Here is a 20,577-nt window from a genome sequence, read left to right as displayed (position 1 = left end):
TATCTTAAGCGCAACAACTCGATGTTCGCTCCTGACGCATAACCGCTCTGTAGAACGTTAAGCGCAGTTCAACCCTTCCCTTCAACGAATTACCTCAACCGACGATAGATCAAACACAACCTGTCGCAGTGGATCTCAAAGGATGAAACACGTGACACCCGTCAGCCGGCCTTCTCACCTCACCGAGGTGGCACCATTGCCATGCCAGTTGACGACAAACAGTTTTTCTCAACTAGGGTTTCTACCGTATCGAACCGCGCCCGGTTTGTTTGGCAGGCTCAAGGGGAGACAGAGGACATCGATTCGTGTTGCTAAGCAAACCTATCGTAGTTGGCGCTCAAACTTGCTTGAGCTTAAGGAGAGAGACCATCATCTGCCCCCTTCAGACCACCAGGCACTTGAAAATAACTTGGCGGAGAGAAGACTGCTGCACATCAGCAACTCTTGCGGCTAAGATCGTCGCAACGCTGATCCGACTCAAAACGACAGACATCAATAACTGCCGTCACTCACGCGGATAAATGATCCACTGCCGGCACTCTGCCGGCAGCGCCCATCCCCTAATGCTCCAGCAACTCCTACCCCGACTCCGACGATATTTGGCGCCCTGCAGAACTCGATTTAATTTAGCGGACGCGCCCAAGAGCTACCTCCTACGGGAGGAATGGGATGGCATGGGCGGTGGATATGATTGACTTTCCGAATTCCTCATAGTCAAAACAACAACTATTTCAGCAAAGCTTTACTTCAAATAAGTTTTCTTTTTTTTCGAGAAGCGATTTTTAATTTAACCACCGCGGACATATTACCGAGCGCACACAGGGCTTTCTTGACGTCCAACATATCCTTCCCGCAACGCTTTAAATTCAATATATTCTAGTGACTTACGCAACACCAACTTAAAGGAACGATTATCAAGATAAATCACCAGCACTCAACTCCGGGAGTTGCGAATGCGACACACTTAGCATGCAACAATTAATTCTCCACTGGCGACAATTAACCACACGCCTTCCAATACATCCTGATAAAATTGAACGATTGCTCAAGATGGTAAATCTAATAAAGGTGTAAAGAGCGTTTTTACACAAGTCGGCTCCCAACCGACAACATCAGCACCTGAAGAAATGAGTTTGTATTGCCGACAAATTCACCCTAATAATATTCAATGCGATGCCTGTTGAATTAACCGGAAGCGGGTCGTTTCGAATCTGCTTCTTTGTCTGAGGAGACACTGATGAAAAGTATTCTTGTTCCACTGCTGGCCCTGGGTGCCGCGCTGACGCTGCAGTCAGCTCAAGCCGTTGATGGCGAGGCGCTCTTCAAGAGCAAACCCTGCGTTGGCTGCCATATGATCGACGCCAAAATGGTGGGGCCAGGCTACAAGGAAGTTGCCGCCAAATACGCCGGCCAGCCCGATGCATCTGCCACGCTGATCAAGAGCATCAAAGAAGGCAGTACAGGCAAATGGGGGCCGATCGCAATGCCGGCCAACCAGGTAACTGATGAAGAAGCGAAGACCTTAGCCGACTGGATCCTGACGCTGAAGTAAGATTTGAGAAAAAACATCCAGATCGCAGAAGCGAGTCCGCTCTCTTCTGCGAAACGGGCCGCTCGGCTACATCGTCGGGGTTTGTTGCAAAAGACTCAGATCGATTTCCTCAAAGCGCAACACCCTGCCGCCCTGCTCGCTGGCCAGTTTGTGTGCAGTCGCCTCTTCGGAAAATGACGCCAGGACAACCCCCATGGACCCTTTAAGCTGAGTGCCGACGACATAGTAGGCTGTGGTTGCATCAATCAGATAATGGTCGTCGGGTTTCTCCCAGACACTTTTTCCCATGTCGTGCACATACAATTTCGCCTCAGTGTGGTGATTCTCTGGCTGAAGCCACCATCCGAGCATTTCTGCGGTGGAGCAGAACTTCTTGACCGTGCCTTTCTCCACGACTTCGCCTTTGGGGCCCGGAAAGTCGGCGATGACCATCCCGCAGACATGACACTCGTCACTCTGATGGAAGGCCACGGGCCCAGGGGTTTGCTTTTCCTCTGCGCGATCGTTGCACGCCGCCAATCCCAAACAGGTAATGATGACGACCATAGCGCGAGGCCAGGCCAGGTACATAGTGTTCATCTCATTGTTCCCGAGTGAAAAAAATCAAGACAGCCGACGGCGAAACATCCAGTAAGCCAACAGCAGCGAAACCCCTACCCAGATCAGCAGACAGAGCCATAGAAGCGAAGCCGGTACCGGTAAATCGCGGCTCAATGCCATAAGACCGACGGCATTGCCGCTGCCTTCGAAACCGGAAAGATTGATCAGGCGATAAATGTCGGTCGGGTTGAGTAGCAGTAACCACGGCAACAGATCCGGGTTGAAGCTGCCTTTACTGAGCACCAGCAACGCCAGCAGCGCCAGATCGAACACCAATACAAAAAGGAACCACACACCCAACGCCATTCCGGCTGCACTGGATTTTTCACTGGCCTTGCTGCTCAACACGTAAGCCAGCGCCAGGAACACCCAGCCCAGTAGCGTGGACGACACCATGAAACGGCCGAACGCCCAGAGCAACAGCCCCAACTCGACATCATCGACCAACAAGGCGATGGCCACGGCGGCACAGCCGAATCCGATCAGCGTGGCCAAGGCCAGGATCAGGCCGTGACCGACAAACTTGCCCAACAGGATTTGTCCACGGCCCAGCGGATAGGTCAGCAACAACATCAGCGTGCCGCCCTCGTCCTCGCCGACGATGGCATCGTAGGCCAGCAATAGCGCGATCAGCGGCATCAGAAAAGTTGCCAGGCTGGCGAGGCTGGCGATGGTTGCCGGAATCGACGTGAAGCCCAGTTGCCCGGATGCCGCCGCACCGAGCCAGGCGATACCCACCGCCAGAATGGCGAACAACAGGCTGATTGCCAGAAGCCAGCGATTGCGCAGCCCGTCGCTGAACTCTTTGCCGGCGATACTCCAAATCTGCTTCATCGATGAGGGCCTTCTGTTTCGGTGGTCACGCGACTCATGTAATAACCGTAGAGGTCCTCCAGGGACGGCTGCAATATCTCGATGTCCTGGGGCTGATCCTCGTGGAACAACTGACGTAACAGATCGACTTTATGGCCGTTGACAGCTATCACCTCGACTCCGTTGCCGCCCATGGCCGTGGCGGTGTGCCCGGCGGCATTCCAGCGCTGCAACCACTGCTTTCGTTGGGAAAGACCACTGGCACGGATGCGCGCCGGCAAGTCGGCGTCTTCGCGCAGGCTGGACAGGCTCCCGATCGCCTGTAAGCGGCCATTGGCCAGAATTGCCGCACGGTTAATATGCGCTTCGACGCCTGCCAACACATGGGAGCAAAGGATGATGCTCGCGCCCTGTTGGCGCAGACGGTCGATCAACAGGTAAAGATCCTGGGTAGCGATCGGGTCCAGCCCCACAGTGGGCTCGTCCAACAGCAACAGACGCGGCTCGCCGAGCACCGCCTGAGCCAGGCCCAGACGCTGGCGCATGCCCTTGGAATAGGTTTTCACCCGTCGGTCTGAGGCCCCCGTAAGGCCGACCTGCTCGAGCAAGTCGTCCACTTGCGTCAGGGCTGCGCCTTTTAGGCGGGCGAAATACCGCAGGGTTTCGCGGCCACTGAGTTGAGGGTAGAACGTCACGTTTTCCGGCAAGTAACCCAATTGGCGACGCACGTCGGTTTGTGCGGGTCGGCAGCCGAGTACGTGCACCTGACCGGCGCTGGCCTTGAGCAGACCAAGGATCAATTTCATCACCGTGGTCTTGCCCGCACCATTGTGGCCAAACAAGCCCAGCACCTCGCCTTCACCCAGACTCAGGGTCAAATCGTGCAACACGGTCATGCTGCCGTAACGCTGGCTTACGCCTTCGATCTCGACGGCGTTCATAAGGTCGGCCGCTGTGTTTGAGGCATCGTGGGAAGGTTCATCAGCGGGAAACTGTCTTTGACCCCCGGCGATTTCGTCACGGGGAAACTGCTCTGAACCCAACGCAGTAATTGAATGCTCGGGCTATTCATCAATAGACGGACCTGCGGGTACAGCCACAACAGACGGTCGACGTTGTCGTTGGGCTCGTAGATCACGTCGCCCACCGCATCGTTATTGCGATCCCAGCCCAGGTAATCGCTCCAGTAATTGCCCCGCCCCTCGGCCGACCATTCCTGTAAGCGGGTGGCGACGTATTTGACCTGCTGTTGATTGTCGACGAAGGCGTTGTCGGTGATCCGGTTGTCTTCGGAGCCGGCGGTGAGGTGAATCCCTACGGCGCTGCGCTCAAAGTGGTTGTGTTCGATGACATTGAACAGCGAGTTGTAGATGAACAGCGCCTTGCCCTCGGCACCGCTGACCATACCGCCATCGGCAGAACCGCTGCGCACATCGCTGACGAAGTTGTCGCGCAATTCGGAATAGGTGATGTAGTTCATCAGGATGCCATAGCTCTCGTCCTGCTCGGAACGGTTGCCAATCACCGTCAGCTTGCGGCTCTGCATCAAGGCATAACCGGTGCGTGTACGGCGGGTGGTGTTGCCGAGCAACTGGTTGTCGTTGGCGTACATGTAATGCACGCCGTAGCGCAGGTCTTCCAGGGTATTGCCCTGCAGCAGGTTGCCGTTCGAGGTGTCGATGTAGATCCCGTCGCGGGTCAGCCGCACGTGATTACCGATCACCTTGGCGCCGTGCACGGCGTACAGATGAATCCCGTTGCCGCGATCCTGGGAGCGAATGCTCGGGTCACCTTCGATATCGTTGTCAATCAAGTTGACGTCGTGGGTGCTGTCCACCCAGATGCCGAAGCCTGGCCCTTTCATGCGGTTGTTGCGTATCACCGCACCCTGGGCTTTGGGACCGATGAAAATCGCTGAGTTCATGGCCGTCATGTCGCGCCCCCAGTCAAGCAATGTGCAGCCCTCGATCCGCACGTCGGGGGCGCTGATGAACAGAGCATTGCCCTGCCCCTGCGCATTGATGACGGCACCTTTCTCGCAATCGATCTGCATCGGCTGATCGACACTGAATTGCCCTTGGTATTCTCCGGCCGGCAGCTTCCAGTGGAGATCGCCATCGGGTTGCAGGGGCAACTCGGTGATGGGCCGTGGCGACGCGTGGGCGAATACCGATAGAAACACCAACACCAAAAGTGCCATGCCGTGTAATGAGTCATTTGCCAGGGGTCTGAACACTGCGTTTACCTTTTCGCGGCCCTGATACGACCAGCCGCTCAAGCCTTCTCGACGAGCATCCGGCCGACCATTTCCATGTGCAGCGCATGACAGAACCAGCTGCAGTAGTACCAGTGCAACCCCGGCTTGTCGGCGACAAAGGTGATCGACGATGTCTGCTGCGGGCTGATCTCCATGCTTGCACCGTGGTTGGTCATGACGAAACCGTGGCTCACATCTTCCACCTTATCGATGTTGGTGATGGTCACCGTGACCTCATCACCCTGCTTGACGGTGAACTCGGTGACACCGTAGACCGGGGCCATCGACGTCATATAGACACGCACCTTCTTGCCGTCATGGATGACCTTGTTGTCGGTCTCCAGCTTGATCCCGTCTTTTGCGGCGATCGCCACGGTCTCGGCGAAAAACGGGTCGTTGCGGTCCCAGATCTTTTTGGTCCGGATCTGGTCGCGACGGGCCATGACGCAGTCGTGGGGTTCGGCGAAGGCCGGGCCGTCGTGCACCAGTTTCATCTCGTCGCCGGAAATATCGATCAACTGGTCGTTCTCCGGGTGCAGCGGACCGGTCGACAGGAAGCGATCTTTGGAAAACTTGCTGAGCACCACCAGCCACTGGCCGTCGGCCTCACTGGTTTCGGTCAGCGAGGCATGGTTGTGGCCCGGCTGATACTGCACGTCGAGTTTCTGCTTGATGCAGTTGACCTTCTCACCGGTATACGCGCGAACGGCTTCATCGACGTTCCACTTCACCACCTGGCTGTCGATGAACAGTGTGGTGTAGGCATTACCGCGGCCGTCGTAGGTGGTGTGAAGCGGCCCGAGCCCCAGTTCCGGCTCGCCGACCACCACGTCACGCGGGTCCTTCAATTTGTCGTCGAACAGATCGTCGAGCTTGGCGGTGGCGATGATCGTGCAGGTCGGCGAGAGTTTGCCGGCGGCAATGAAGTACTTGCCATCGGGCGTCATATTGATCCCGTGGGGGTTCTTCGGCACCGGGATATAGCGCGTGAAATCGCTGTCCTTGCCTTCGGTTTTACGACCATCGACCACCGGTGACTTGGCGTCACCCAGGGTGATGAACTTGCCGGCCTTGATCGCCGCTTCGATGCGCGGGATGTTGAACACCACCACCCAGTCGCGCTCGTTGCGCATCATGCCGCCCAGGTCGTAGGCCTTCTCCGAGTTGTAGCAGGTCGACGCCGCGTATTTGCCGGTGTAGTCGGCGTCGGTGTTGTCCAGGTTGCCGTCGACGATCACCTGGAACGCCATCTCCATTTTTTCGGCGTCAATGACGTTGAACATGGTGTAGCTGTTCTTGTCCTGCAGGTCGAAGGTGCTGCCGTCATTGGGGTGCGGAATGACGAACTCGGAATTGGCAAACACATATTGGGTGTGGGGCATTTTCTGCAGACGCAACCCGTGAATGGCCTGCACGTTAGGCACGGTGAGCATCTTGTCGCACTTCATAATGTCCAGACGGATACGCGCAACGCGGCTGTTGGCCTTGTCGTTGATGAACAGGTATTTGCCGTCGTATTTGCCGTCGGTCATGGACAAATGCGGGTGGTGGCAGTCGCCATTCTGGAAATGTGCGCTGTCGCCCATGATCCGTTTGCTTTCGTTGGTCAGGCCCCAGCCGGTGGCGGAATCGACGTTGAACACCGGGATGCGTAACAACTCACGCATCGACGGAACGCCCATGATCCGTACTTCGCCCTGATGGCCGCCACTCCAGAAACCGTAATACTGGTCCAGCTCGCCCGGCCCCACATGAATTTTCGATTGCGCGTCCTTGGCTGCCGCCGCCCAGGTCTCGCGGGTGAACACCGCACTGCCAAGGGCGGTGCCACCTGCCAGCGCGACGCCGGTCAGGGCTGAAACGCCGAGGAAACCGCGTCGGTTAAGGCCTGTGCCCTCCACCGTTTCATGATCTTTTTTCGACTTGTTATCGCTCATGGGTTTTGCTCCATCGGAGGCAGATAAAAATAAGCTGGGTCAATCGAGTCTTGATCCCTCGCGTGCTGCGAGGGCGGGTCAGGGTTCGAACACTTGCACCACTGGAATCAAGTCGGCGTGCGCTGGTACGGGGGCTGGTTTGTCCCGTGTCTTGCGCTTGTTCTTGAGTACTAGTGGCGGGCATTTGTTTTCGTTGTGATAGGTCATCTGGCAATCGAGGCAGTAGTGACACTCGTTGGCGTTGATATGACCATCGGGGTGGATCGCCTGGATCTCGCATTCCTTGGCGCAGAGCTGGCAGGGAGTGCCGCACTCCTTGCGTCGTTTGAGCCAGTCGAACAGGCGCAGCTTGCTGGGAATGGCCAGCGCTGCGCCCAAGGGGCAGACGTAGCGGCAATAGACCTTGCGGGTAAAAATGTTGATGACCAGCAGCGCCACCGCGTAAGCCACGAACCACCACTGGCGGTCGAACTTGAGGGTGATGGCGGTCTTGAACGGTTCCACCTCGGCAAATTGCTCAGCGGTGGTCATCGACTCCAGGGAGATGCCAAATAACACCAGCAGAATGATGTACTTCACGGCCCACAAGCGTTCATGCAATGCGAAGGGCAATTCAAATTGCGGAACCTTGAGTTTGCGCGAGGCTTCGTTGATCAACTCCTGCAACGCACCGAACGGACACAACCAGCCACAGAACACGCCTCGCCCCCACAGCAGAATGCTGGCGGCGGTGAATGTCCAGAGGATGAAAACAATCGGGTCGGTGAGAAACAGTTCCCAGCGAAAGTTCTCGACCAGGGCATGGGCGAAGGTCAGCACGTTGACCACCGAAATCTGCCCCAGGGCGTACCAGCCAATGAACACCACGGTGAAGATCAAATAGACGCGACGCAGCCAGTGGAGGAAACGCGGGTACTTGGTGAAGGTGTCCTGCAGGAACAGAATCACCATCAACACCGCCAGAGCCGTGCAGAGGATCCCGATCTGGAAGGCTTTCTGGTACCAGATGTTGACCCATGTCGGTCTGTTGGCAACCTCGATGGCGGCCAGTTCTTCGGCGGTAGGCGGTGGGCGCAAGAGGTATTGTTCGGGCAGTTGGTAGGAAAGTTCGAAGCTGCTGAATGTGCCGCCGGTTGCACCGGTCTGACGACGCACCAGCAACTCCAGGGACCAGGGCGATCCCGGATCAAACTTGGCCGGTTCGCGCACAATGAAAATCGACATCTCAGTGAACTCGGGCATGCCTTTGGCAAACACATCCGAGAGCCGCTGGTGGTCCATGTCGCGAAAGCTGATGATGTTGCCGAACTGGCGCAATTGCACCCGGTCGAAAATGCCGCCGCGTACATAACCCGAGCCTTTATAGGAATAGAGCCCGCGACCCAGTACCGCGATGGCCTGTTCGCCGGGCTTGAGATCTTGCATAAGAAATCGGTATTGATTGTCGCCCAGCAGGTTGCGACCGATGGCCGGCGGGTTCAAATCGGCGGTGAACAGTTCGATGAAGGTATCGTCAACCTGATCCGCGGCGGCATTGTCGAGCCCCTCGGCCTCAGTGCCTTTGAAGGCAGCGTCGACTTGCCCACGGGTCAGATTCAGTCGGCGAATGGCGCCGTTGCCGGTCAGTTGCTCCCAGGTGGCGGGCTCGAAAAAGTCTTCGCGCACAGTGGCGGGTTTCTGTGTAACGCCGCCATTGTCTGCAACCAGTTTGAGCGATACGGCCACCTTGTGCGCAGCGCGCATGATGATCTCATTGACCACCATGACGGTCACCGTCGCCCCGGCGATCCCATCGACTGTCACTGTCACTGCCTCTGGATCACTGGAGTGACCGACAACCACCCTTCGGTCGGCCTTGATGCCCTTATATTTGGCATCGAAGGCATGGAGCTTTTCCACGGGAATGCCGATCAATAGGATCGGCTCATGGTGCTCCAGCACGTAGGCATCCTGGATCACCCCGGCAGAATCGAGAATCACCTGCATGTTGACCGGCTTGCCTGAATAGGCCGGGATATCCACCACGTCCTGACTCTGGAACACATAACCAAGCAGGTTTTTTCCGCTGCTGATGGTGCGAACCTTGAACTCGCCTGTCGGCTCGGAAAGCTTATCACTGCCAGGAAATATGGCGTCTACACGCTGCTGCTCGAGCCCGCCGTAGTCCTTCGCCTGTAATCCGGAAAACCCACCGAACACCAGACACAACAAAATGATCAGCCCATATTTAAATGGACGCCGGACACCGGACAGTGAGAGCTTGGAAGCACGCATGGGTTCGCTGAGCGATCGACCTCTGACGAATGACCCGCCGAGTAACGATTATGCTCCATCGCCTCTTTTAATTAGAATTATGCGATCAACACTCCTCCTTACTCACGGACATAGCAATCATAATCTATCAGCGGGTCAAAACAATTTTCAGCACCAATGGTTCAATATTAATTTAAGGAAGGCTATCCAGTAGACAAATAATCATCTTCAAATAGATCGGTATATTTTTGGTCATTCCACAAAAAAACCTCGGAACAATGGGTGACCGTCCTCCCCTGACGAGCGTTCATGTCTGATTTTCATCGCGTTTTCGTCTAAAATACAGGCCTGAATAAATTACTTTCTTGACTATAAACCGGAATTTGCGAATTACCCACTTGCGAATATAATTGCAGTCGAAGGACCATCAATCGATGGTGAAGCGCTTGACCCTACGCCTAAGCGTTCTAGGAGACAGTAAACGAAGACAATTATTCATTGTCATAGTTAGCACTATTGGTATTTTTGGACCCTGGCTAATGTTCGAGCTCCCAGTAATTCATACAATAGGCCACTCCACCAGAACCCTATCTGAGTTCGTTGAGCTACTTCGGGCCGAACATATTGAATTGCTCGCGGACATTCGCACCGTGCCACTATCGCGAACTAACCCTCAATTCAATTTTAATACATTACCGCAAGCGCTTGCTGCGAAAAACATCGATTACATACAACTAGCCAAACTTGGCGGATTACGAAAAAAATCAAAAACTGTGGCGCCAGACATTAATGGATTCTGGATCAATCAAAGTTTTCATAACTATGCCGACTATGCGTTGTCCGAAGAATTTGAACAGGGCTTGCTGCGTTTGCAAGAACTCTGTCAGGACCAGCGATGCGCGATCATGTGTTCGGAGGCCGTCTGGTGGCGTTGTCATCGCAGAATCGTAGCGGACTACCTTCTCTATCGCGGCAGAATGGTTGTGCATCTTATAGGCCGAGGCAGAGCCGAACCCGCAACTTTGACCGCGGCCGCGACCCCTTTGGGGAATTCGCTTCTCTACCCAGCGCCAGTTGTCGGCTGAAAGGTGTCCGGCATAAGGGTCGCGGGCACCCTCATGACTCGGACAGCTTGCGAAATCGCATTGCACGGGCGACGCTATCGATCATCTGCGAAGCCGCATGAATGGTTTGGGGGTGGTGGGTGAACCCCGGTCTTGGCGTGATATATGAGGCAATTTCACGGGGGACGGCCAGCTGCTTATCCGAATCTTGAGCGAGCAGCACGATCACTAGGTTTTCCAAGGGAATAGCTCGGTTACGAAGATGGACCAATTCGACATTCGACAACTCTGGAGTCTCGGTAGCCGCTGATTTGCAGATCTACTGCTGCTCCCTCGTTGCCCGCGCCGATGCGTCGCACAGTCTCAGGAAGCGGATTGTCTGTCAGCGACGCTTCACCGTCCGCCTCGTAAACTCGCGCCGGATGCAAATTCGCTCTGACATCATCAACGTCTATGCTCCACGTGAGGAATTCTTCTGATCGACCGGATGTGGGCACCGTGCGCTCACCAGATCAAGGTGCTGTCCACTCTCGTCGTAATCGGTGGAGGAAAAACGAGCCATGATTGAAGTACAGGTATATCGATACCACCCGGAACAAGAACGGTCGCCTTGGATGCAGTCGTTGTCGTTGCCCGAGGAGTTCCGAGTGCGAATGGTGCTGGATGCGTTGGAGTTCCTGCACGAGGCAGATCAGACACTGGTCTATCGGCGCTCCTGTCGGGAGGGTGTTTGCGGCTCGGATGGCATGAATATCAACGGCAAGAACAGACTGGCTTGCATCACGCCAGTTTCGGAGGCGCTGGGCACGGCCAGCATACTGATCATCAGACCTTTGCCCGGCATGCCGGTCATCCGCGATTTGGTAGTCGACCAGAGTCTCTTCTTTCAGCAGTACGAGAGCATCAAGCCATGGCTGATCAATCACGAGCCAGCACCGGCCATCGAGCGTCTCCAGTCCCCCAAGGAGCGCGCTAAGCTCGATGGACTGTATGAATGCATTCTCTGTGGCTGCTGTTCCTCGCAATGTCCATCCTGGTGGTGGAACCCGGAAAAGTACGTAGGTCCAGCCGGGCTGTTGCAGGCTTGGCGTTTCATCACCGACAGCCGCGATCAGGCCACGGTAGAACGGCTAGAGCGGCTGGAGGACCCGTTCAGCTTGTTCCGTTGTCGCAGCATCGGCAACTGTTCATGGGTCTGCCCCAAGGGCCTCAATCCCATGGGGGCCATCGGAAAAATTCGCCAAGAGCTGTTCCGAAAATCTACCTAGGACGTTGGATCAACTCGATGAATCGGCTCGGCTCCTCAAGACTCTTTAGAGTGCCTCTTTTTGGCCGTTGCGTTGAGTTGAAATAGTCGGCTTCGGTTTCCACGCCAGAAATGTACGCGTCTGAGATTTTTAACACTGATGGATCGCCTACCACCTCCTCGCTTTGACTGAATTGGGTGCCCTTCGGCAAGCGCTCAGGCTCATCATTTTTCAGGCACACAATGCGGTGCGGTAGAGATCGCCATGCTTGTTTGGTTGAGGTGTTACGTGATCTATCGCTGGTCACCTCGAATGCAAACAAGTGGTCAGTGGGAAAGCAAACGACGGGGCAAGTCGAGTGCAAATGGGTGGGCAAGTCTGTGCAATTACCCAGCACGCCCCCCTAAGCTTTTCGTTGATACGCTATCTCATGTGTTTAGAGTAATGACTCCGCTCCCGCAGAGAAGGTCGGAGACGGCGAAGTAAGCGCTAAAACACGCTATGACCCATCGAGCCCAAGCTATTCGGTGAGGGTCACTTACGGGAGAAACCTCGGTGCAGAGGAATTCGCACACCCTTTTCCTTGATTTTGACGGCGCTTACACCCCGACGCCGTCGACTTGTCTCGCCTAGGGCCGACACGGAAGACCGAAGGTACGCTTTTTATGTGTTAGTTGAGCACTGGAGGCGTCGGAATTTTCCCTGCATTGGTACTGCGCCCCCATGTCAAAGTCACTCATCGAGTACCAATCGTCCAGTTACGCACGCACGCACAAGCTATCAGTCGAGAAGTCATATTGACTATTTATTTGTCATTATGACCTTTTCCGCATTAGGTCATAATGACTATTCGTATACTTATATTATTGATATTAATCAATAAAATTATTGGCCCGTTTTGTGTATTGAATAGCGAACTTAACGCAAACCCAAAGGGACAATGTCATGACTCGTTCAATCGTGCTCAGTTTTACCCTGTGTACACTGCTGTCTCCGCTATGCCAGGCAGACCAGATAATCCGTGAAGTCCCCGACACAACCGCTGGCAGGGGTTTCGGCGCCTTGACCGGAATGATGGTTGGCGCGGCAGGCGGCCCGATTGGTGCACTAATCGGCGCAACTGGCGGTTTTTTCGCCGGCAGTGCGGTGCAAGCAGGCATTGGCAAGTCTGAAGCCGCTTATGAAGTGAAAAACGCGCAAGGCGAGATTAGTACGGTGCGCTCACCCAATGCGATTTTTGAAGTCGGGCAGCAGGTCACGCGTAAAGGTGCGCGACTGGTGGCATCTGAGGAGTAAGAAGCTGAAACAGTTTCATGTGACTAAATAGAACTGCTTTTTAGGCCCGCTTGCGGGTCTTTTTTTAAGTCGTTTTTTGAAATGTATTATTAACGAATTCGATGATCGATCAGCTTTCTAATAATGAGCGATTTTTGATGCATGGTACTTCATGAGCTCTCGGAACTCAAAACGGAGCAGACAACAAGTAACTTGAATACCGCCAACAATGGCTCAACACCAAAGACAAGATCAATCGGTAAACGCATTCAGTATGCAAAGGTGGAATCGAGAAGCCCTGCTTCGTGGCACAACTTTGAAGTAGCTTTGCGTGTACTTCGACGTTTCTCGCCCAGCCAGCCTCCAAATCAGAGAGCAGGATTGGGCGCAAAAAAATAAGAACAGGTCAAGCAAAAAAGCACAGCAATGAACGACACGAGGATTTCCGGTCAAGCCGAAGTATGTCCAAAGCTGATGCTTGAACGTAACAACCAGCTGTTCAGCGAAGCACATCGCTTGAGCTGCGCCGCCCTTGATCTTCTCGATCGGCTCTATCTGGTTTGGAAATTTTCAGCCAGTATCATGAGAAGAGACGAAATACCGATCTCAAATATCCTGACGCCATCAAGCACTTACGGTTGATCATGACTGAATACCATGCGCCTCCGTCCTCAATAGAGATAATTTGATTATTTACTTCGCCTCGATTATTTCAATTTCTTCTGTGTGACCGCCACTACGACTGGTTAAAATGTTATTCAATTTCTTGACAGCTATGCGAAGTCTACTACCCTCAAGATCATTCAACTTCCCAACTTGAACCACGGCACTCAAATATGCAGCGCTTGGTATCGTTAATAATTAGTGCCTGTTCTCGGCTATTTGAATCCTGACCTCAGGCAATCGTCAGTGCAGCAGAAGTCGAGGTCGCCTGCCTTGTTCCGAGCACCGCAAAGCCGCTGTGCATGCGCCTAACGCTCTTCCTGTTGATTAATACCTACCCGGCAGAGCGTTATCCCAGGAACTTTCCACCTGCATTTTCACATTGGGAGGCAGTCGTGCAAAAAGTCTTGAAGCTTGTCAGCTATGCAGTGCTCGTGCTGATGGCCAGCGCGGTCGTCTATGCCGGAGTGATCGGCATCACCTATTGGACCGGCATCGGCGTATAGGGAGTTCGCAATGAACAAACGCCAGACACGCTCATTCGCGCTGATATCGACGGCTATCGCCACTGTGGTGTTTCTGGGCATGACTGTTGATAGTCACCGGCAGTTTCCCACACTGACCAACGCTCAACAGATCACGCCCCAGGTCACTCGCGGCAAGGATGTCTGGCATCAATACAATTGCATCAATTGCCACACCTTGTTCGGCGAGGGTGCTTATTACGCCCCGGACCTGACGAAAATCACCCAGCAGCGCGGCGCCCCTTACCTCACTGCGTTCCTCAAAGATCCCTCAAAGTTCTATGACGAGAAACGCCATCGCCGACTGATGCCGAACCTGAAACTCGGCGATGAGGAAATCGCCGATTTGATCGCCTTCCTCGACTGGGTGAGCAAGGTCGACAATCAAGGCTGGCCGCCGCGCCCGATTCTGGTGACCGGTGCGTCGATCCCCGGCATGGACCTCACCGTGGCACAGCAGAATGCGACCGGTGGCGACCAACCCCCTCCCGCCGCCCGCCCAATGTCCGGCAAGGAAGACCCGATCGCCCTGGGCGAGGCGTTGTTTCGAACAACCGCCACCCCGGTGTGCAGCGCTTGTCACTCGATTGCGCCGGGCGTCAACCTCGCAGGGCCATCGCTGGCCGGGTTGGCCAATCGGGCCAAGCAGGTCATCGCCTCGCCTGACTATAAGGGCAAGGCCAAGGATGCCGTAGGTTTCATCCGCGAATCCATCGTTACGCCGAGTGCCTACCTGCATCCGGGCGACATGTTTTCCGCCAACGGTATGTCCTTCATGCCGGACACCTTCGCCAAATCGCTAACGCCCGAACAGATCGATCAACTGGTCGCCTATCTGGCGTCGTTCCAGTAACCGCAGGGGATGACCATGCGCTACAGATCTCAATCCGTCGCCTACTGGTATTTCGCCGTTGCCATGGTGTTGTTTGGCCTGCAATTAGTTTTCGGCCTGCTCTCGGCGGCGAAATACCTCGGGCCGGATCCGCTGCTGAACCTCTTGCCATTCGATGTCACCAAGTCCATTCACACCAATCTGTTGATCGTCTGGGTGCTGACCGGGTTCATGGGGGCGACCTACTGGATGGTGCCGGACGAGTCCCGTGGCGAGTTGCACAGCACCAAACTGGCCTACATCCAGCTCGGGTTGTGGACGGCCATGGGCGTCACCGCCGTTCTGGGTTACCTGTTCGGTTATGGCACCGGGAACAAGCTGCTCGAACAGCCGCTGCCCCACAAAATCGTGATCGTGATTTGCATGCTGATGTTTCTCTACAACATCGGCATGACGATCAAGAAAGCCGGGCGTTTCACCGCCACCGAGGGCGTTCTGCTGCTAGGCCTGGCCAGCGCCGCCGTGCTCTTTCTGCCAGCGCTGCTGCATTATGAAAATTACGTGGTGTCGATCTATTACCGGTGGTGGACCATCCACCTGTGGGTCGAAGGTGTCTGGGAGATGATCCAGGGCGGCTTTCTTGCCTATCTGCTGATCCGGCTCTCCGGCGCTGACCGCGAGGTGATGGAGAAGTGGCTGTACGTCATCGTCGGCCTGGTGTTTATTGCCGGCATTCTGGGCACCGCACACCATTATTACTGGATCGGCGTTCCCCATTACTGGCTGCCACTGGGCGGCTTCTTCAGTGCGCTAGAGCCATTGGCGCTGATCGGCATGGCGATCTATGCCTACAACGCGATGCGCCGCTCGGGCCTGTCTCACCCGAACAAACTGGCCTTGCACTGGACCTTGGGCAGTGCCGTGTTCACCATGTTCGGTGCCGGCCTGCTGGGGTTGGCTCACACCTTCCCCGACGTCAACAAGTGGACCCACGGCACCCTGATTACCGCCATGCATGGCCATGCAGCCTTCTATGGTGCTTACGCCATGATTGTCCTGGCGATGATCACCTATGCGCTGCCGGGCCTGACCCGTCGTCCCGTGGAGGAAAGCAGTATCGGCTATTGGGCGTTCTGGCTGCAGTTGGGAGGCATGTTCGGCATGACCCTGTCATTTGCCACCGCGGGCATTGGTCAGGTGTACCTGGAGCGCATTCTCGGCCTGGGCTACCTGGACGTGCAGCTGAAAATTCAGGTGCACTTCCTGATGCTGGTGGCGACAGCATCGATGTTCAGCCTGGGTGCGGGGCTGTTCATCTTCGAGTTTTTCCGCCATGCGCCGGACTTCAATGTCGATGAAGCCGATCCGGTCCAGGCCACACCTCATGCCTCAGGCGCGGCGCTGTGATGGAACGTTCGCTGATGCACGCCGAACCCGCACCGCTGCAAGCTGAACCCTATTACCAGCCCAGCGGCGACGAGGTCGCGATTTTCGAGCAATGCCATGCGCAGCAACTGGCCGTCATGCTCAAAGGACCCACCGGGTGTGGCAAGACCCGTTTTGTCGAACACATGGCCTGGCGCCTCAAACGCCCGTTGATCACCATTTCCTGCCATGACGATCTGAGTGCCAGCGACCTGGTCGGGCGTTTCTTGATCGGTCACCAGGGCACCCATTGGACGGAAGGCCCACTGACTCGAGCGGTGCGCGAAGGCGCTATCTGTTACCTGGACGAGGTGGTCGAAGCGCGGCAAGACACGATTGTCGTCCTGCACCCGCTGACCGACCACCGACGCATTCTGCCGCTGGACAAAATCGGCGAGATCCTCGAAGCCTCACCACATTTTCAACTGGTGGTCTCCTACAACCCCGGCTACCAACGCATTCTCAAGGATTTGAAACCGAGTACCCGACAGCGCTTTGTGGCGCTGGATTTTGACTTCCCGCCGCCCGAGCGCGAAATCTCTATCATCATCCATGAGGGTGGAACCGACTACGCCACCGCCCACGCCTTAGTCACCCTCGCCCAGCGGCTACGTGCCTTGCAGGACCGAGGCCTGGCGGAAGTCCCTAGTACCCGTCTGCTGATCGCCACTGCGCGGCTGATCACCCACGGCATTGCTGCGCCCGTCGCGTGCCGGGTCGCGTTGATCTCGCCGCTGTCCGATGACGCGATACTGGTCGCGGCCATGCGCGACCTCGTCGACCTGACGTTTATCTAGATGGCCGAAGCCGAGGACCTCATCACCGATGTCGCACGCCACGCAACGGTGTATGCACATGCGTTGTGGCGTCGTCACCAGGCACCCTCGCCCCCTGCAAAAATCGTCACCCTAGGGGATGTCGCACAACACCTCGACTTACTGATCAAGGCGGTGTTCAACACCCACTATTCGCTGCGTGTCGCGCAACCACCCTCGCCACCCACATTGTTAAAAAGGCTTTTACAGCGTAGCGAAATACCTTGTCGGCAAAGCGCGATCCCGGCTACCGATGGTGTGTCTATCTGGCTGCCGGAGCACCTGGGCAGCGATGATGTTCCACTCATGCGGGAACGTTATCGAACCCTCGCCTTGCAACAAGCGATGCGCGCGCAAAGAGGCAGCGCCGCCGCCCTGCCGACCCTTGCCAACCCGATGCAGCGCAGCGTCTATCTGCTCCTCGAAGCCTGGGCTGCCGATACCGATTTGGTGCGAGTGCTGCCGGGACTGGCCGCATCGATCCAAGGGTTGCGTCAACATGCATTTGCCATGCGCCCCCCTCTTCACGCATTTCCCCGCCAGCGACAGCCCCTGGAAAACTTCCTTCGGTTACTGCTAAGCAGTGAATGCGGCAAGCCTCTGGAGGGACTGGTGATACCTGCCAAAACGGCCGACTCGCTGCGCCATTCAGCAACCCTCGCGGCACGCCTCATGTCCGCCGAAGAACCTCGCAAGCTCGGTGCCAATTGGCTGTTGCTCGATGCCTGGACCGGCGATCTGCGCGAGCCGTCGGCGCGACGGGCGGTCCCGACGCTGCCTGGCGAAATCGACACCGCCGACACCCAGCCACGCAGCGCACGCCTTGAACGCCAGCCAAATGTGCGTGCAGCCTGTGCCGACGAGGACGACGATCAGGAACAAGGCCTGTGGATGGTGCAGCCCGCCGAACCGCTGGAAAAGGCCGAAGACCCCATGGGAATGCAGCGTCCTGCCGACCGGGATACCGACACCCCGGCGGCTGATTTTGCCGAGTCATTGGCCGAACTCGAGGAAGCCCGACTGGTGGTCACGGCCGGTCCCACGAAAGAAGTGCTGCTGTCTGACGATCTGCCACAGACCCGTGCTCAGCACGGTGCACAGGATCTTGCCAGCAACGCAATCAGCTACCCCGAGTGGGATTACCGCCGGCAGGTCTACCGTGATCCGGGTGCAACCCTGCAACTGTGTCCCGCCCTGGCAGGCCCACAGCAGTGGGTCGAGCGAACCCTCGAGACTCACCGTCCGGTGCTCGATGCCATCCGCCGGCAATTCGAAAGCCTGCGGGCCCAACGGGTCAGGCTGCGCAAACAATGGGAGGGCGACGATATCGATCTGGAGGCGTATATCGACGGTTGCGCCGAGGCCCGCGCCGGCCTGAGCATGCCGCAGGCGCTGTATCAGACCCAGCGCCGGGGCCGGCGCGACATGGCGATCATGTTGCTGATCGACGTCAGCGGCTCCACTGACAGCTGGCTGTCCTGCCATCGCCGGGTCATTGATGTCGAGCGCGAGGCGTTGCTGCTGGTCTGTCTGGCGCTGGAGAGCCTGGGCGAGCCTTACAGCGTGCTGGCGTTTTCCGGCGAGGGGCCACAAAGTGTCACGATACGCACCCTGAAAGCATTCGATGAGTGCTACAGCAGTGAAGTCGGCCGGCGCATTGCCGCACTCGAACCGGAACGTTATACCCGGGCTGGCGCTGCCATTCGTCACGCGAGCACATTGCTGATGCGCGAAGCGGCCACACACCGGCTCCTGTTGCTACTTTCCGACGGCAAGCCGAACGATATTGACCAGTACGAAGGTCGCTATGGCGTGGAAGACATGCGTCAAGCCGTGACCGAAGCCAAGCTACAAGGCATGCACCCTTTTTGTTTGACCATCGACCGCCAGGCAGCGAACTATCTACCAGCAGTGTTCGGATTGCGGCAGTACGTCTTACTGCCCAGGCCGGAGCTGTTGCCCAGCGCGCTGCTGGAATGGATCAAGAGGCTGGTGATGGCTTGATCCCCCTTCAGACGGCTTTTTTTTGCCTGATGATGTTGGCAACAGGAAACCAGTAGCTGCGCAGCTCTGCCAATTTTTTTCCAACGAACGCAGATCAGATTCGATCAGCACCTTTTGGCACCATTTATAATGGTCATGCCAGGAACCTAAAGCCGATTGAAGTGCTTTCAGAGAACTCGCCGCTTTGCGCGAAAGCGGTGAAATTTCGGGAAAAGCCTCCGTGAGGTAGCGAGTCCGCTTGACCAGGATTCTCAACTCGTGTCGATCAAATCCAGTGTCATCCACGGCAGTATTCAAGCGGTCGATCTGCAGAGAATGCGGCGGCGTGTTCTGCTTTCCTGCGAAACCTGTTGCGATGATCCGCATCGATTCCATCTTCACTCAATGAAATCGCAGCGAACCACGCGAGTATGGCTATGGCAAAGGCAGAAGAGTCGGCCGAACTGAGGGAGCGACACCTGCAAATTGTGGGCAGTCTGGAAGTCCCGTCCATTGATACGCAACAGATGCCACTGCACCTCATCGCCGGCGTGCAGGACAACCACCCCGGACAAGCAACCAGCTACTCGCTCTGACTGCCAGTCGAGGGGTCCGCTACGTCCTCCGTCGGCTTGTCTGTAGTGATGAGCGTCTCGAGGCCCCAGTCACCAGGCAGATGCCAATCCTCGCCGAACAGCTCGGCCGGATGCATCGTACGGTCGGAGCCATTGCCGCAGGCCAGGGACTTCGCCGGACAATACCGGTCGCACCCCCAACAGATCCGTTCGGGGTGCTTGGGGTTGACGGGGAAGTTCTTGGCCATGCCGATCTCCGATCATTGAGAGGCGTTCTTCCAACCTACAGCCCTTGCGCAAAGCTAGCCTTGATACACATCAAGAATCGACATCCGGCGACTACCTCCTTCGTAATCCCGGGGCTAAGCTAACGGCTGAATAAACTTGGAGACGTTTCTCATGCTCAATAAAAATCCTTTCCCAAGCGGCCATCCAACCCTGTCGACCTGGGACAACCAAAACGCCGCAACATCTCTCGATGACGAAGTTTTTGCCGCTCCGCCAGCCTTGACGAACGCCGAACTGGTTCATCTGCGTGTCCGAGTGATTGCCCTGGAGAACCTGGTCATCGCCCTGCTGGCCGAAGGCTCGGAACACCAGCTCGCCGTTGCCCGGGAGATGGCCACCTACATTTCCCCCAGACCCGGCTTTACTCAGCATCCGTTGACCATTCACGCAGCCGAACAGATGATCTACAGCGTCGAGCGCGCCCAGCGATTTCGCCAACGTGACGAGCCATCGGTTTAATTGCTCGAAACTTGA

General features: G+C 56.2%; 19 protein-coding genes and 1 pseudogene. 11 read left to right on the top strand and 9 right to left on the bottom strand.

From position 1 onward, the window contains the following. Nucleotides 1-1,237 precede the first annotated feature (1,237 nt). Nucleotides 1,238-1,552 carry a c-type cytochrome gene (locus tag J2Y56_RS01870; protein WP_046027259.1) on the top strand — a complete coding sequence of 105 codons (315 nt, stop codon included), beginning with the start codon at nt 1,238-1,240 and terminating at the stop codon, nt 1,550-1,552. A gap of 66 nt (nt 1,553-1,618) precedes the next feature. On the opposite strand, the gene J2Y56_RS01865 is transcribed toward J2Y56_RS01870, so the two are convergent. The 6 genes from J2Y56_RS01865 to nosR form a co-directional block, all read right to left on the bottom strand. Then, nucleotides 1,619-2,131 carry a nitrous oxide reductase accessory protein NosL gene (locus tag J2Y56_RS01865; RefSeq protein ID WP_310348268.1) on the bottom strand — a complete coding sequence of 171 codons (513 nt, stop codon included), beginning with the start codon at nt 2,129-2,131 and terminating at the stop codon, nt 1,619-1,621. Between the two features lie 24 nt (nt 2,132-2,155). Beyond that, nucleotides 2,156-2,986, bottom strand: coding sequence for an ABC transporter permease (locus J2Y56_RS01860; protein ID WP_046027257.1), 831 nt, complete (start codon nt 2,984-2,986; stop codon nt 2,156-2,158). After that, complete coding sequence (locus J2Y56_RS01855) at nt 2,983-3,906, bottom strand: ABC transporter ATP-binding protein (protein ID WP_310348264.1); 924 nt, start codon at nt 3,904-3,906, stop codon at nt 2,983-2,985. Before J2Y56_RS01855 ends, J2Y56_RS01860 begins: the two co-directional genes overlap by 4 nt. After that, entirely contained in the window at nt 3,903-5,165 is a 1,263-nt protein-coding gene (locus tag J2Y56_RS01850; protein WP_046027255.1) for a nitrous oxide reductase family maturation protein NosD, read from the bottom strand. The genes J2Y56_RS01855 and J2Y56_RS01850 overlap by 4 nt, the downstream gene beginning before the upstream one ends. A 74-nt stretch (nt 5,166-5,239) precedes the next feature. After that, nucleotides 5,240-7,159 carry a TAT-dependent nitrous-oxide reductase gene (gene nosZ, locus J2Y56_RS01845; RefSeq protein ID WP_046027254.1) on the bottom strand — a complete coding sequence of 640 codons (1,920 nt, stop codon included), beginning with the start codon at nt 7,157-7,159 and terminating at the stop codon, nt 5,240-5,242. 78 nt (nt 7,160-7,237) lie between these two features. After that, nucleotides 7,238-9,433: a transcriptional regulator NosR gene (nosR, locus tag J2Y56_RS01840; RefSeq protein WP_310348258.1), complete on the bottom strand. Its 2,196-nt coding sequence runs from the start codon at nt 9,431-9,433 to the stop codon at nt 7,238-7,240. Nucleotides 9,434-9,951: 518 nt separating this feature from the next. Here nosR and J2Y56_RS01835 point away from each other — a divergent pair. Then, complete coding sequence (locus J2Y56_RS01835; protein ID WP_310348255.1) at nt 9,952-10,497, top strand: DUF488 domain-containing protein; 546 nt, start codon at nt 9,952-9,954, stop codon at nt 10,495-10,497. A 31-nt stretch (nt 10,498-10,528) separates the two neighbouring features. Here J2Y56_RS01835 and J2Y56_RS01830 read toward each other — a convergent pair. After that, nucleotides 10,529-10,777, bottom strand: a pseudogene (locus J2Y56_RS01830) (hypothetical protein); the annotation flags it as partial. 259 nt (nt 10,778-11,036) lie between these two features. Between J2Y56_RS01830 and J2Y56_RS01825 the strand changes: the two are divergent. The 7 genes from J2Y56_RS01825 (at nt 11,037) to J2Y56_RS01795 (ending at nt 19,261) form a co-directional block, all read left to right on the top strand. Then, on the top strand, nt 11,037-11,744 hold the full coding sequence (locus tag J2Y56_RS01825; protein WP_310348252.1) for a succinate dehydrogenase iron-sulfur subunit: 708 nt from the start codon (nt 11,037-11,039) through the stop codon (nt 11,742-11,744). Between the two features lie 924 nt (nt 11,745-12,668). Continuing rightward, the gene (locus J2Y56_RS01820) at nt 12,669-13,019 is read left to right on the top strand and encodes a hypothetical protein (RefSeq protein ID WP_046027251.1); all 351 of its coding nucleotides are present in this window, start codon (nt 12,669-12,671) and stop codon (nt 13,017-13,019) included. Nucleotides 13,020-13,424: 405 nt separating this feature from the next. Next, the gene (locus J2Y56_RS01815; RefSeq protein ID WP_310348250.1) at nt 13,425-13,640 is read left to right on the top strand and encodes a hypothetical protein; all 216 of its coding nucleotides are present in this window, start codon (nt 13,425-13,427) and stop codon (nt 13,638-13,640) included. 537 nt (nt 13,641-14,177) lie between these two features. Then, nucleotides 14,178-15,038, top strand: coding sequence for a cytochrome c (locus J2Y56_RS01810; RefSeq protein ID WP_310348248.1), 861 nt, complete (start codon nt 14,178-14,180; stop codon nt 15,036-15,038). 15 nt (nt 15,039-15,053) lie between these two features. Continuing rightward, entirely contained in the window at nt 15,054-16,424 is a 1,371-nt protein-coding gene (locus J2Y56_RS01805; RefSeq protein WP_046027852.1) for a cbb3-type cytochrome c oxidase subunit I, read from the top strand. Then, the gene (locus J2Y56_RS01800) at nt 16,424-17,239 is read left to right on the top strand and encodes a CbbQ/NirQ/NorQ/GpvN family protein (RefSeq protein WP_080942983.1); all 816 of its coding nucleotides are present in this window, start codon (nt 16,424-16,426) and stop codon (nt 17,237-17,239) included. The genes J2Y56_RS01805 and J2Y56_RS01800 overlap by 1 nt, the downstream gene beginning before the upstream one ends. Continuing rightward, nucleotides 17,240-19,261, top strand: a complete 2,022-nt coding sequence (locus J2Y56_RS01795) for a VWA domain-containing protein (RefSeq protein WP_310348238.1) — start codon at nt 17,240-17,242, stop codon at nt 19,259-19,261. Here J2Y56_RS01795 and J2Y56_RS01790 read toward each other — a convergent pair. Continuing rightward, nucleotides 19,193-19,627 carry a CHAD domain-containing protein gene (locus J2Y56_RS01790; protein ID WP_261398072.1) on the bottom strand — a complete coding sequence of 145 codons (435 nt, stop codon included), beginning with the start codon at nt 19,625-19,627 and terminating at the stop codon, nt 19,193-19,195. The genes J2Y56_RS01795 and J2Y56_RS01790 overlap by 69 nt on opposite strands. 50 nt (nt 19,628-19,677) lie before the next feature. Between J2Y56_RS01790 and J2Y56_RS01785 the strand changes: the two genes are divergently transcribed. After that, complete coding sequence (locus J2Y56_RS01785) at nt 19,678-19,836, top strand: hypothetical protein (protein WP_185752248.1); 159 nt, start codon at nt 19,678-19,680, stop codon at nt 19,834-19,836. On the opposite strand, the gene J2Y56_RS01780 is transcribed toward J2Y56_RS01785, so the two are convergent. Next, nucleotides 19,824-20,063, bottom strand: a complete 240-nt coding sequence (locus tag J2Y56_RS01780; RefSeq protein WP_046027248.1) for a DUF3079 domain-containing protein — start codon at nt 20,061-20,063, stop codon at nt 19,824-19,826. The genes J2Y56_RS01785 and J2Y56_RS01780 overlap by 13 nt on opposite strands. A 151-nt stretch (nt 20,064-20,214) precedes the next feature. Between J2Y56_RS01780 and J2Y56_RS01775 the strand changes: the two genes are divergently transcribed. Further along, nucleotides 20,215-20,562, top strand: a complete 348-nt coding sequence (locus tag J2Y56_RS01775) for a hypothetical protein (RefSeq protein WP_046027247.1) — start codon at nt 20,215-20,217, stop codon at nt 20,560-20,562. The last annotated feature ends 15 nt before the right edge of the window (nt 20,563-20,577 follow it).

Origin of the sequence: Pseudomonas sp. BE134, assembly GCF_031456105.1 — a bacterium.
Classification (GTDB): domain Bacteria; phylum Pseudomonadota; class Gammaproteobacteria; order Pseudomonadales; family Pseudomonadaceae; genus Aquipseudomonas.
Note: the sequence above shows the minus strand (reverse complement) of the source record. Positions and strands in the feature narration are given on the sequence as shown.